This window comes from Arthrobacter sp. KKT183, assembly GCF_055657625.1.
On sequence record NZ_CM145770.1, the window covers coordinates 1,059,840 to 1,071,930 of the forward strand.

A 12,091-nucleotide genomic window follows, 5' to 3' on the forward strand; every position below is an offset into this window, starting at 1 on the left:
AACGACGGTGGTTAGGCCTTGGCCCCCGCGAGCTCAGGCGCTGCGTCAGAGCTCGGGGTGTCATCCACGAACGGATCCCCAGTGCGCTTTGCGTTGTAGAGCTCCGTGTCGAGGAGGTTTTCCCGCTTCGCGACGATCGTCGGGACGAGCGCCTGGCCGGCAACATTCACCGCGGTTCGGCCCATGTCCAGAATCGGGTCGACGGCAAGCAGAAGTCCGACGCCGGCGAGCGGCAGTCCCAGCGTGGACAGCGTCAGGGTAAGCATGACGACGGCGCCCGTAGTGCCCGCGGTCGCAGCCGATCCCAGTACGGAAACCATTGCAATCAGTACGTACTGCCCGAAGTCCAGCTGGATGCCGAAGAACTGGGCCACGAAGATCGCTGCGATGGCGGGGTAGATCGCGGCGCAGCCGTCCATCTTGGTGGTAGCGCCGAGCGGCACGGCGAAGGATGCGTAGCTGCGCGGTACGCCGAGGTTGCGCTCGGTCACCCGCTGGGTCAGCGGAAGGGTGCCGATGGACGAGCGGGAGACGAAAGCCAGCTGGATGGCGGGCCATGCGCCGGAGAAGTACTGCTTCACGGATAGACCGTTGGCGCGGATCAGTACGGGATAGACGGCGAACAGCACCAGCGCAAGACCAACGTAGATGGCGAGCGTGAACTTGCCGAGTGAACCGATGGTGTCCCAGCCGTAGACAGCAACGGCCTTGCCGATCAGGCCGACGGTGCCGATCGGTGCAATCCGGATGATCCACCACAGCACCTTCTGGATGACGGCGAGAGCGGAGGCATTGAGAGCGAGGAACGGTTCGGCCGGCTTGCCCACCTTCAGTGCGGCAATGCCGATGGCGACGGCGACCACCAGGACCTGCAGCACGTTGAAGCTGAGACCAGTGCTGACGGAGCCGGCGTCGTCCACGCTGGACGAGGCCTGCAGGCCAAGGAAGTTTGCGGGAATGAGTCCGGTCAAAAACGCCCACCAGTCGCCGGTTCGGCCGGTGTACTCGCTCGGAGGCGCCGCGTTGGTGTTTGCACCGGGCTGGAAAATTGTTCCAAGCCCGATGCCGATCACCACAGAGATCAACGCGGTGATGGCGAACCAGAGCAGCGTCTGTCCAGCCAGGCGTGCAGCATTGTGGACAGCGCGGAGGTTGGCGATCGAGCTCACCACTGCGGTGAAAATCAGGGGTACGACGGCGGCCTTCAGGAGCGCGACGTAGCTTGAGCCGATGGTCGCGAGGGTTGTGCCGAGGGCGGTGGGAGTCTCTTCGGTGTGGCCGGAGTACTTGGCCACGAGGCCGAGCGCCAGGCCAACGATGAGGGCAGCGATGATTTGCGGTCCGAAGGAGGTAGCCCAGCGGGGCAGCCTGCGGGACGCCGGAGCGGAAGTTTCTGAAGTCACCCGAGAAACAGTAGGTTCGTTCCACTAACAAACAAACTGCTTATTGCGAAATGTTTCATCCTGAACTAAATGAGTAGGCAGGACACACCCTGCTGAACCTTAATACAGAGTGTGCCCTGCCAACTCAACGCTGGGGGACCAGCGGGGACTAGCTGAGCAGCGCCCGGCGGAGCGTGTCGAGACCGACCGATCCCAGGTTGAGCGCCCGGGTGTGGAAGTCCCGCAGGTTGAAGGACTCGCCTTCACGCTGCTTCACCTCGTCGCGGATCTGCTCCCAGAGGCGTTGACCGATCTTGTAGGAGGGCGCCTGTCCCGGCCAGCCGAGGTAGCGGTTGAACTCGAAATTCAACTGGCCCTCACTGATGGCGATGTTCTTCTTCAGGAACTCGTACCCCTTGTCCGGGGTCCAGGTACCGGAGCCCCAACGTTCCGGAATTTCTAGCTCGAGGTGGACGCCGATGTCGAAGACCACGCGGGCCGCGCGCATCCGCTGGGCATCCAGCATCCCAAGGCGGTCTCCCGGATCATTCAGGTAGCCGAGGTCTTCCATGAGCCGCTCCGCATACAGCGCCCAGCCCTCGCCGTGCCCGGAAACCCAGACGGCGTTGCGGCGCCAGGAGTTCAGGAGCCCGCGTTGGAAGGTTGCCGTGGCGATCTGCAGGTGGTGTCCCGGAACGCCCTCGTGGTAGACCGTGGTGGTTTCCTTCCACGTGGTGAAGGTGTCCTCACCCTCCGGAACCGACCACCACATGCGGCCCGGGCGGGCGAAGTCGTCGCTGGGACCCGTGTAGTAGATTCCGCCTTCTTTGGTGGGAGCGATCATGCATTCGATGGTGCGCATGATGTCCGGGATGTCGAAGTGCACACCGGCAAGCTCCCGGACAGCGCGGTCGGACAGTCCCTGCATCCAGGCCTGCAGCGCATCGGTGCCCTGCAACTGGCGCTCGGGCGATTCATCGAGGATGCGCATGGCTTCCTCGATGGATGCGCCTTCCTTGATCTCGTTGGCGACGGACTCCTGCTCGGCAATCAGCCGGTCCAGTTCCTCGACGCCCCACTGGTAGGTCTCCTCGAGGTCTACCGCCGCACCCAGGAACTGGCGTGACATCAGCGAGTAGCGCTCACGGCCCACCGCGTCCTTCTCCGGAGCCTCGGGCAGCAGTTCCTCCTCGAGGAAAGTGCTGAGGTGGCGGTAGGCGTTGCGTGCGGCCTCGCAGCCGGCGGCGAGTTCCGTTAGTACGGAGTCCGGAAGGCCGCCGTCGTTCTCCATGGTTGCGCCGCTGACGTATTCATCGAAGTAGCCGCCGTCCGCAGCGTAGGCGTTGGTCTGTTCCATGACGATGCGGATCTGGCGCGCTGCGGGCAGGATGCCGCGGTTCTTGCCCTCGCGAAGGGAAGTGATGTACCCGCCGATGGCGTCCGGCACATTGCAGAGCCTGCCGGCAATGTGATGCCACTGCTCAGCGGTGTCAGTGGGCATGAGATCAAAGATCATGCGGATTTCCTGCGCCGGGCAGGCCAGGTTGTTCAGGTCCGCGAGGTTCAGGCCCGTCTCGTGGATCTCCAGTTCCAACCCGAGGCGTTCATGCATCGCATCGAGGGTGACGGCGTCGACCTCGTCGGTAGGTTCGAGGTCATCGAGGCGGCCGAGGGTTTCCCTCGTGGCCTCTGCGAAGGCCTCCAGCCCGGCGGGCGAGTAGTCGCGGTATTCGGTCTCGTGTCCCGGCAAGCCAAGCTGGGTGGCAAACCCGGGATCGAGTTGCAGCAGCATCTCCGTATAGGCCTCGGCAACGGCGTCGATGGCCGTCTGGGCGCGGGTGGGTGCCTCAGCGGTCAGGTGTGCGGTGGAAGTCTCGTTGATCACCCGTAGAGCCTAACGGCACGTTATCGCCCACGGCCACAGAGCTGTCCATAGTTCAGCGGGATCGTGACCGGATTGTGTTCCGGCCCTGCTGGAGGCCGGCCCCAATGGTGCCCTACGTTTGAAGTCCGGCGGTTCACTCAAGGGAGACAGCCATGGGCACCATTCCGAAACGCCTCCTCACCTCCATTTTGGCCGCCGGAATGCTGGTGCTGACCGGTTGCGGATCACCGGCGCTGCCAGAACAGCGGATCGCCGATGTGGAGCGGGAAACCGTTCTGCTCACAGATCATCCCGACGCCGTCGCAGCCCTCCGCGACTCCTCCTACCGGCTCGGCGCAGCAATGCTTGCCGCAGATCCCGAGGGCAACCAGGTCACCAGCCCCGTCAGCGCGCTCGCGGCCCTTGCCATGCTGAGGATCGGAGCAGGAACGACGACGGCGGAAGAGTTGGACTCCGTTCTCGCCTTCCCGGCGGAAAACCGGGACGAGGCGATGAACGCGCTGCTCACCAACTGGGCCGCATATGATGGCGATCCCGCCACGGTCGATGATGAAGAACCGCCGGAAGAACCTCTGCTGCACCTGGCGAACGGGCTATTCCCGGCGGAGGCCCTCGTGCTCGAGGATGACTTCCTGGAACCTCTCGCCCAGCACTTCGGCGCCGGTGTGTACCCCGTGGATTACCCCAGCGGTGACGCACTCGATGCAATGAACGCGTGGGTGAAGCAGCACACCGGCGGGCGGATTGAAGAAGTACCACTGGAACCGACGCCGGACACCCGCCTCAACATCATCAACACCGTCTACTTCGCAGCGGCCTGGGCTGCCCCCTTCGACCCTCAAAGCACGCAGACCGGACCTTTCAGGACGAGCGGCAGCGTGATCCAGACCCCTCTGATGCACGCCGTGCTCCCGCTGAAGTACGTCGACGGCGGCAGCTGGCAGGGCGTTGACCTGCCCTATAACAACGGGTTCGTGATGCGATTGCTCCTGCCGGAGGAAGGCTCAAACCCGGTCCTGGGCGAGGCTGCCCTCGCGGAGGCCAATGGGAAGATGGACGGCGCCGGCGAAGGGTTGGTGGCGCTGACGCTGCCTTCGTGGGACCACACCCGTGAGCTGGACCTCAAGGAGGTGCTCACCACCATGGGACTGGAAGAGGCCATGGGTAGGACGCCGGACTTCAGCGGCATCAGCGCCGACGGACTCTACGTGGAGGGCGCGGCCCAATCGGCGAACATCACCGTTGCCGAGAAGGGCACCATCGCCGCTGCCGTGACGCAGATCAGCATGGCCGAGAGCGGATTCGCGGAGCCGGACGTCGAGATTACGTTCGACCGGCCCTTCCTCTACCAGATCCTCCACGAGGACACCGGCATGCCGCTGTTCCTGGGCACAGTGATGGACCCGAGTGTGAGCTAGCCGGGCGACTCAGGAAAGTTTCGCAACCGTCAGGAGAACAACCGACTCCTCGATCGCTTCGAGCGAGTGGCGGGCCTGCGGGACAATCAGCAGGTCCCCGGGAGACCCTTCCCAGGACACGTCCCCTGCACGTAGCGTTACCCTGCCCTGCAGCACCTGAACCGTCGCCTCACCGGGATTCTCATGTTCAGCCAGGTGCGAGCCCGCAGCGAGGGCGATCATGGTCTGGCGCAGGGTCTGCTCATGCCCGCCGAATACTGTCCGGGCGCTGCGCCCGCTCGAAGCGTTGCGGGCGAGCTCGAGTTGATGCCGCATCAGCGCGGTCAGTGACGATTTTTGCATGGGCTCCTCCGCCTCAGACTGCCTGGACACTGCGGCCGCTGATCTGTGTGGGCTGAATTCCGACGAACGTTGTCCGCGATCCGCCCGCCCATGGTTCCTCTGCTGAGCGCCCCCAGAGTTCGGTCAGCAGCGCCTCGTCGCGCACGGCGTCCGCAGTTCCATTGGCCAGCACGGACCAGCCGGCCATCGCCTCCGAACGGACCTCGTCCACCTGGAAAGCGCAACCGTTGAGGGGGAGCAGACTGCCGATGTCCCCGTCATCCCGGGTGCGGAAGTAAATTGCGCCGTCGTGCACCAGATAGTTCACCGGGTAAATCTGCACGGCGCCGTTCCGGAGGAAACCGATCCGGCCCGTCTGGTGCGTACTCAGCAGCGCCCAGCACCTGGTTTCCGAAAGATCCTCCGACATGTGAAGCGTGCCGGGCTGTCCTCGCCACTCGTCTTCCCTGGAATCCATCAGCTTCCTTCCGCCGGAACAATTCCGCGATTGCCGTGCTCGGTCTCGTACCCCCACCCTAGGGTGGTTGCCGACGGAAGTGGAAGGATCCTGCCTATTGTGGCCGTGTAAGTCACCGCCGGGCGCTGCGCCGCCACGATCCCGGGCCCGGCCGGGGTCCGAGCCGCAACTGATCGCGGCGGATCCAGGTGCGGTGCGGCGCATGCCGGCGCGCGCCGTCGTCGTTCGCCTGCAGTCCAAGCACGACGACGGCGAGAGCCGCCAGCTCCTCCGCCGTCGGGTTCCCTGCCACCACCTGAAACAGCGGCTCGGCTTCTTCTGTAGGCGAGAGGTCCGCGCTCACAGCGGGATGTTCCCATGCTTCTTGGCGGGCAGCGAAGCGCGCTTGTCGCGCAGCGCGCGCAGACCGCGGACAACCTGAATCCTGGTGTCCGACGGCGCAATCACCGCGTCCACATAACCCAACTGCGCGGCCTGGTAGGGATTCAGCAGTTCCTCTTCATACTGATTGATCACCTCGCTGCGGGCGGCTTCAACGTTGCCTCCGGCGTCAGCTACTGATTTCAGGTGACTGCGGTACAGGATGTTCACCGCGCCCTGTGCGCCCATGACGCCGATCTGCGCCGTGGGCCAGGCGAGGTTGAGGTCCGCGCCAAGCTTCTTGGAACCCATGACGATGTACGCGCCGCCGTAGGCCTTGCGAGTGATGACGGTCAGCTTCGGAACCGTGGCCTCCGCGTAGGCATACAGGAGCTTGGCGCCGCGACGGATGATGCCGTTGAACTCCTGGTCCTTGCCCGGCAGGAAGCCCGGGACGTCCACCAGGGTGAGGATGGGAATGTTGAACGCGTCGCAATGGCGGACAAACCGTGCGGCCTTCTCTGAGGCAGCGATGTCCAGGGTGCCCGCGAACTGCATCGGCTGGTTGGCGACGATTCCGATGGTGTGGCCCTCGACGCGGGCGTAGCCGATCACCACGTTCGGCGCATAGAGAGACTGCATCTCCAGGAAATGGCCGTCATCCACGATTGTTGAGATAACGGTGTGCATGTCGTACGGCTGGTTGGCGGAGTCGGGGATGAGCGTGTCCAGCTGAGTGTCAGCCTCATTGATTTCGAGGTCCTCGGTGAACTCGGTCAGCGGTGCTTCGGCGAGGTTGTTGGACGGCAGGAAGTCGAGCAGCTCCCGGACAAAGTCGATGGCGTCCTGCTCATCGGTGGCCAGGTAGGCGGAGGTTCCCGTGGTGGAGTTGTGCTGCCGCGCGCCTCCCAGGGTTTCCATGTCCACGTCCTCGCCGGTGACGGTCTTGATGACGTCGGGGCCGGTGATGAACATATGCGAGCTCTTGTCCACCATGACCACGAAGTCGGTCAGCGCGGGGGAGTACGCCGCGCCGCCTGCACACGGGCCCATGATGAGCGAAATCTGCGGGACCACGCCGGAGGCATGCACGTTGTTGCGGAAGATGTCAGCGAACATCGCGAGCGACGCGACGCCCTCCTGGATGCGTGCGCCGCCGCCGTCGTTGATCCCCACCAGCGGGCAGCCGTTACGGAGCGCGAATTCCTGAACCTTGACGATTTTCTCGCCGTTGACCTGGCTGAGCGATCCACCGTAGACCGTGAAGTCCTGGCTGTAGATCGCGATCTGCCGGCCGTCCACGGTGGCGTAGCCGGATACCACGCCGTCGCCGACGGGCTTTTTCTTCTCCATGCCGAATGCCGTGGACCGGTGGACGGCAAGGGCGTCGAACTCCACGAAGGAACCCGGGTCCACGAGCAGGTCGATGCGCTCGCGTGCCGTGCCCTTGCCCCGGGCATGCTGCTTCTCGATCGCCTCCGGGCCGGAAGGCGCTAACGTCCGTTCCTGGCGTTGCCGGAAGTCGGCTAGCTTGCCTGCGGTTGTCTGGAGGTCTGGCCCGGTGTCGACTGCGTCTTCGGTGCCCTGCTCGAGGGGAAGCGTTTCGGGTTGCATCGAGTCTCTTCCGATTGGTGTCCTGGTGGCGGGCGAGTAGCCGGTCTCGAGGGGCCTTAAGTAGGTTTCCTCCAAAGAACCGGGCTTCTCGCCCAGTCTAGTAAGCAAAACGACCCGCATAGCTGTAGAACCCCTACAACAACTTCTTGAAAGACTTAGCGCCCGCCCCGAAGTTACCCACGAGTAACAATTAGGTTCCCCACCCCCTGTGCCGATTATGGTGTCACCTATGACCCGCAATGGCGCACCTGTGTCCGGCACCCTTTCAGGGCGCACCATCCTCATGTCCGGCGGCAGCAGGGGGATCGGCCTGGCCATCGCCCTCCGTGCGGCGCGTGACGGCGCCAACGTCGCCATTCTCGCCAAAACGGGCGAGCCCCACCCCAGTCTCGAAGGCACCGTGCACACCGCCGCGGAAGAGATCCGCGCAGCCGGCGGCGGAGCGCTGGCCCTCGTGGGGGATGTAAGAAACGACGACGACGTCGCCTCGGCGGTGGAGGCGACGGTCGCCGAATTCGGAGGTATCGACGTCGTTATCAACAATGCGTCGGCGATCGACCTCTCGAAAACGGCCGACGTGTCCATGAAGCGCTATGACCTGATGGCGGACATCAACGTGCGCGGGACGTTCATGCTGAGCAAGTTCGCCTTGCCGGCGCTGTGTAAGGCTACGAATGCCCACATCCTGACGCTCTCCCCGCCGCTGAACCTGGATCCGGTCTGGGCGGGAAAGCACCTTGCCTACACCATGGCCAAGTACGGCATGAGCCTGACAACGCTCGGGCTCGCCGAGGAACTCCGGGACGAAGGCATCGCCGTCAACTCGCTCTGGCCGGCCACGTTGATCGACACCGCGGCGATCCGCAACATGCCCGGCGGGAGCGAACTCATCAAGGCTGCCCGGACACCGGACATCGTCGCTGACGCCGCCCACGCCGTGCTGGTCCGGCCGGCGCGCGAGTGCACCGGGAACTTCTTCACCGACGAGGAAGTCCTGCGCTCCGAAGGCGTCACCGACTTCAGCCGCTACAGCCTCGGCGCTCCCGAGGACCGACTGGTGCCGGACATCTTCCTCTAGGTTGACGGCTGCCCGGCAGCCGTGCGCCGGCCGGGCCCTGCATCTGCCTGGTGGGAACCGGTCATCGGTGCTGTACTTCTGTCATGACTGATCCAGGAGGACACGCGGCTGAACCGCATGACAACGGGGTTGCAGCTCGCTTGAACTGGCTTCGCGCCGCAGTCCTGGGAGCAAACGACGGTATCGTATCGACTGCCGCCACCGTCGTCGGTGTCGCAGGAGTGACTAATGTTGTCGCCCCGATCCTCATCGCTGGAACGGCCGCCGTCGTCGGCGGAGCGGTGTCCATGGCGCTCGGCGAATATGTTTCGGTGAGCAGCCAACGGGACAGCCAGGAAGCCTTGATCGAGAAGGAGCGCCAGGAACTGCGCGATGATCCGGACGGAGAGCTGACCGAGCTGGCCGGTCTGTATGAGCAGCGTGGGCTCAGCAGCGAAACTGCCCGCCAGGTCGCCGAGGAGCTGACCCAGCACGATGCCCTCGCCGCGCACCTCTCAGCGGAGCTGAACATCGACGAACTCGAGGTCGTCAATCCGTGGCATGCTGCCTTTGCGTCTGCTGCATCCTTCGCGGCAGGGGCCGTCCTGCCCCTCCTGACAATTCTCATCCTCCCCGCAGGTGTCCGCATCCCGTTCACGTTTGTAGCGGTTCTTGTTGCACTGGCCATCACCGGTGCAGTCAGCGCGCAGGTCGGGGGCAGCTCCCGGCGCCGGGCGATGGCGAGGCTCGTCCTCGGCGGAGCGCTTGCCATGGCCGTCACCTACGCCGTGGGATCCCTCCTGGGAACCACCGGAATCGTCTGACTGCGGGCCGTCTCCAGCGCGGTTCCGGCGCCCAGTAGGCTTGGACAATGACATCCCGCTACTCCAACCTTGAACGTCCGGGCCTGGACGAGAACGGCCTGCGCGAGGCGCTGTGCCGCCCGCAGGGTCCCTACGGCAGGCTGGACCTGGTGGAGGCAACGGGCTCAACCAACACCGACCTTGCGGAGCACTGCGTCGAGGATCCCGGGAACTGGCCGGATCTCAGCGTGCTCACCGCCGAGGAGCAGACGGCCGGCCGCGGCAGGCTGGACAGGATCTGGACGGCGCCGGAGCGCTCCTCGCTGTTCGTCAGCGTTCTGCTGCGCCCCCATAATCCGGAGGGCCGGCCCCTGCCAACGCAGAGTTACGCGTGGATGTCCCTGCTGGCGGCGCTCGCGCTCTCGGAGAGCATCGAGGAACGCACCGAAATCTCTCCCCAACTCAAGTGGCCCAATGACGTCCACGTTGACGGCCGCAAGCTGGCCGGTGTCCTCGCCCAGCTCGTGCCGGGCGCCAACGCCGAGCCGCCCGCCGTCGTCGTCGGTGCGGGTGTGAACGTCAGCCTCACCGATCAGGAACTGCCGGTCCCCACCGCCACCAGCCTGCTGCTTGAATACGCCGCCACCACGGACCGGAACATCCTCCTGAAGGCCTATCTGCGCCGCCTGTCAGCACATTACGGTGACTTCACCGCGGTCGACGGCGACGCAACCCGCCCCTGGAAGGGCGGCGCCTCGCTGCTCACACGGGTCAGCGAACGCATGGTGACGCTGGGCCAGGATGTCCAGGCTGATCTGCCCAACGGCAGCGTCATCACCGGGCGTGCCATGAACCTCGATTCCCACGGTGCCCTGGTGGTGCGCGATGAGGATGGTGAGAGGCATACGGTCTCGGCGGGCGACGTCGTACATCTGCGGCCGCTGACGCTGTAAGGAGGAGCTCGACCAATGCGGCACGCACCGGATGCACGATCATGCGGATAAGACTCGAGCCGGGGGAGCACGTGGTGGTGCGTACCCGGCCACACCCGCGGCGCCTGCTGGTTCCGTTCTGCCTGGCCCTGCTGATTCTGGCCGGTGCCGGCTACGGGCTCGGTTGGTTCAGCCGGTCACAGCTGCCGCTCGGGTGGGAGCAATGGGGCCCGGCGATTGTCACCGTATTCCTGCTCCTTATGCTGCTTTTCCTGTTCCGCGTCTTCCTCCGGCCGCTGCTGCGCTGGGCCGGCACCCGGTATATCCTGACCAGCCGGCGGCTGATCAGGCGGGCAGGTATCACCAGGCGCAGTGAGCGGGAAGTTCGGCTGACGGGAATCTTCCAGATCATCATCGAGCAGGCCCTCGTCGAGCGGCTTACCGGTGGAGGCACGTTGTTTGTTGATCTGGGCCGAGACCGGATCCTCTCCTTCCGCGAGGTTCCGCAGGTGCATACGTTCAAGGAGTACATGGTGGCTGCGATCAGCGACCTACCGCTGACCGCCATGTTCGATGGTGTAGATATGGAAGCGGAGCCGGTGGACGGGGTAGAAGACGAAGCATGGAACAGGAGCGGTGATGAGCGCCAACAGCGGCACGGATGGAACTGAAGCCGGTGGCACCGGCTCCTTTGCCGATGACCCCGACAACCCCTTGACCCTTTCCATGCCGGCGTTCAACCGGGCAGACCTGCCTCCGCCGCCGGAGAAGCTGGACCGCGACGCCATCCGGCGCCTCGAGGTTGAACTGCTCGGCGCTGAACGAACGCTGCGCCGCAGGGATGTGGCAACAGGCGCCGGAGTGTCCCTGCTGTCCGCGCGGAAGCTCTGGCGCGCAATGGGATTTCCCAACATCGGGGACGACGACGTCGCGTTCACCGAAAAGGACATGGAAGCCCTGACCACCATCATCGAACTGGTGCGCAAGGAGCAGCTGACGGAATCGGCGGCAATTTCCATCACCCGTGCCATCGGGCAGATGACGGATCGCATGGTGGTGTGGCAGATTGAGGCGCTTGTCGAGGAGATGGTGGTTCAGCGTGGAATCTCCGACTCCGCTGCCCGCCGGAACCTCGTTGCCGAGCTTCCGCACCTGCTCGAGCCGCTCGAGAAGACGCTGGTCTACGCGTGGCGCCGCCAGATGAACGCAGCGGTCCAACGGCTGGCCGTCCGCTCGGAGTCGGGGCTCGCCTCTAGCGCGGGAGGGCCTGAAGGAGCCGAGGACGACGCACCGCTGCCGCTGGCCCGCGCCGTCGGGTTCGCGGACCTGGTCTCCTACACGAGCCTGTCCCGGCAGATGAATGAACGCACCCTCGCCCAACTGGTGCAGCGGTTCGAAAACCGAAGCGCGGAGATCATCTCTGTCGGCGGCGGACGCCTGGTGAAGACCATCGGCGATGAAGTGCTCTACATTGCCGAGACGCCCGAGGCCGGCGCTGAAATTTCGCTGGCGCTCGCTAAGGCGTTCACCGAGGACGACCTACTTCCCTCGGCGCGCGTCTCCATGGTGTGGGGCCGGATCCTGTCCAGACTGGGTGACATCTACGGGCCCACGGTGAACCTGGCGGCCCGCCTGACCTCGCTGGCGGAGCCCGGCACGGTGTTGATCGACGCCTCCACCGCCGCAACCCTGCGCGAGAACGAACGCTTTGTGCTGATGCCCCACAAAGCGCGGACCGTACGCGGTTTCGGGGAAGTTCACCCCGTGACGCTCGCGCGCGGCACCGGCACCGGCCTGGTTCTCGACTGACGGTTTCATTCACGACTGACAACGCCTCACCG

The 12,091-nt window shown here is 64.8% G+C and carries 12 protein-coding genes; 6 read left to right on the forward strand and 6 right to left on the reverse strand.

Going from position 1 to position 12,091, the window contains the following annotated elements:
* Positions 1-11 precede the first annotated feature (11 nt).
* Both ACZ2GY_RS05100 and ACZ2GY_RS05105 read right to left on the reverse strand, forming a co-directional pair.
* Positions 12-1,403 carry a dicarboxylate/amino acid:cation symporter gene (locus ACZ2GY_RS05100; RefSeq protein ID WP_471673196.1) on the reverse strand — a complete coding sequence of 464 codons (1,392 nt, stop codon included), beginning with the start codon at positions 1,401-1,403 and terminating at the stop codon, positions 12-14.
* A gap of 148 nt (positions 1,404-1,551) precedes the next feature.
* On the reverse strand, positions 1,552-3,174 hold the full coding sequence (locus tag ACZ2GY_RS05105) for a DUF885 domain-containing protein (protein ID WP_277359605.1): 1,623 nt from the start codon (positions 3,172-3,174) through the stop codon (positions 1,552-1,554).
* Positions 3,175-3,419: 245 nt separating this feature from the next.
* Here ACZ2GY_RS05105 and ACZ2GY_RS05110 point away from each other — a divergent pair, with 245 nt between their 5' ends.
* Entirely contained in the window at positions 3,420-4,685 is a 1,266-nt protein-coding gene (locus tag ACZ2GY_RS05110) for a serpin family protein (protein ID WP_471673197.1), read from the forward strand.
* 9 nt (positions 4,686-4,694) lie between these two features.
* Here the strand turns inward: ACZ2GY_RS05110 and ACZ2GY_RS05115 are convergent, their stop codons facing one another.
* From ACZ2GY_RS05115 to ACZ2GY_RS05130, 4 genes are all read right to left on the reverse strand, one after another.
* Positions 4,695-5,027 carry a cupin domain-containing protein gene (locus ACZ2GY_RS05115; RefSeq protein WP_056548673.1) on the reverse strand — a complete coding sequence of 111 codons (333 nt, stop codon included), beginning with the start codon at positions 5,025-5,027 and terminating at the stop codon, positions 4,695-4,697.
* Positions 5,028-5,040: 13 nt separating this feature from the next.
* Positions 5,041-5,484 (reverse strand): pyridoxamine 5'-phosphate oxidase family protein, encoded by a 444-nt coding sequence (locus ACZ2GY_RS05120; RefSeq protein WP_346028821.1) that lies wholly within the window; start codon positions 5,482-5,484, stop codon positions 5,041-5,043.
* Positions 5,485-5,596: 112 nt separating this feature from the next.
* Positions 5,597-5,827 carry an acyl-CoA carboxylase subunit epsilon gene (locus ACZ2GY_RS05125; protein ID WP_471673198.1) on the reverse strand — a complete coding sequence of 77 codons (231 nt, stop codon included), beginning with the start codon at positions 5,825-5,827 and terminating at the stop codon, positions 5,597-5,599.
* Positions 5,824-7,458, reverse strand: a complete 1,635-nt coding sequence (locus ACZ2GY_RS05130; protein ID WP_471673199.1) for an acyl-CoA carboxylase subunit beta — start codon at positions 7,456-7,458, stop codon at positions 5,824-5,826. Before ACZ2GY_RS05130 ends, ACZ2GY_RS05125 begins: the two co-directional genes overlap by 4 nt.
* A 229-nt stretch (positions 7,459-7,687) precedes the next feature.
* Between ACZ2GY_RS05130 and ACZ2GY_RS05135 the strand changes: the two genes are divergently transcribed.
* The 5 genes from ACZ2GY_RS05135 (at position 7,688) to ACZ2GY_RS05155 (ending at position 12,059) form a co-directional block, all read left to right on the forward strand.
* Complete coding sequence (locus ACZ2GY_RS05135) at positions 7,688-8,536, forward strand: SDR family oxidoreductase (RefSeq protein ID WP_277358294.1); 849 nt, start codon at positions 7,688-7,690, stop codon at positions 8,534-8,536.
* 83 nt (positions 8,537-8,619) lie between these two features.
* Complete coding sequence (locus ACZ2GY_RS05140; RefSeq protein WP_277358295.1) at positions 8,620-9,339, forward strand: VIT1/CCC1 transporter family protein; 720 nt, start codon at positions 8,620-8,622, stop codon at positions 9,337-9,339.
* 47 nt (positions 9,340-9,386) lie between these two features.
* Entirely contained in the window at positions 9,387-10,271 is an 885-nt protein-coding gene (locus ACZ2GY_RS05145; RefSeq protein WP_277358296.1) for a biotin--[acetyl-CoA-carboxylase] ligase, read from the forward strand.
* 41 nt (positions 10,272-10,312) lie between these two features.
* Positions 10,313-10,921, forward strand: coding sequence for a PH domain-containing protein (locus ACZ2GY_RS05150; protein ID WP_277358297.1), 609 nt, complete (start codon positions 10,313-10,315; stop codon positions 10,919-10,921).
* Between the two features lie 55 nt (positions 10,922-10,976).
* Positions 10,977-12,059 (forward strand): adenylate/guanylate cyclase domain-containing protein, encoded by a 1,083-nt coding sequence (locus ACZ2GY_RS05155; RefSeq protein WP_235563308.1) that lies wholly within the window; start codon positions 10,977-10,979, stop codon positions 12,057-12,059.
* The last annotated feature ends 32 nt before the right edge of the window (positions 12,060-12,091 follow it).

Coding starts and splice junctions, on each gene's coding strand:
- ACZ2GY_RS05105 (WP_277359605.1), bottom strand. CDS start 3,174: ATGCTGCTGCAACTCGATCCCGGGTTTGCCACCCAGCTTGGCTTGCCG.
- ACZ2GY_RS05110 (WP_471673197.1), top strand. CDS start 3,420: ATGGGCACCATTCCGAAACGCCTCCTCACCTCCATTTTGGCCGCCGGA.
- ACZ2GY_RS05115 (WP_056548673.1), bottom strand. CDS start 5,027: ATGCAAAAATCGTCACTGACCGCGCTGATGCGGCATCAACTCGAGCTC.
- ACZ2GY_RS05120 (WP_346028821.1), bottom strand. CDS start 5,484: ATGGATTCCAGGGAAGACGAGTGGCGAGGACAGCCCGGCACGCTTCAC.
- ACZ2GY_RS05130 (WP_471673199.1), bottom strand. CDS start 7,458: ATGCAACCCGAAACGCTTCCCCTCGAGCAGGGCACCGAAGACGCAGTC.
- ACZ2GY_RS05135 (WP_277358294.1), top strand. CDS start 7,688: ATGACCCGCAATGGCGCACCTGTGTCCGGCACCCTTTCAGGGCGCACC.
- ACZ2GY_RS05140 (WP_277358295.1), top strand. CDS start 8,620: ATGACTGATCCAGGAGGACACGCGGCTGAACCGCATGACAACGGGGTT.
- ACZ2GY_RS05145 (WP_277358296.1), top strand. CDS start 9,387: ATGACATCCCGCTACTCCAACCTTGAACGTCCGGGCCTGGACGAGAAC.
- ACZ2GY_RS05150 (WP_277358297.1), top strand. CDS start 10,313: ATGCGGATAAGACTCGAGCCGGGGGAGCACGTGGTGGTGCGTACCCGG.
- ACZ2GY_RS05155 (WP_235563308.1), top strand. CDS start 10,977: ATGCCGGCGTTCAACCGGGCAGACCTGCCTCCGCCGCCGGAGAAGCTG.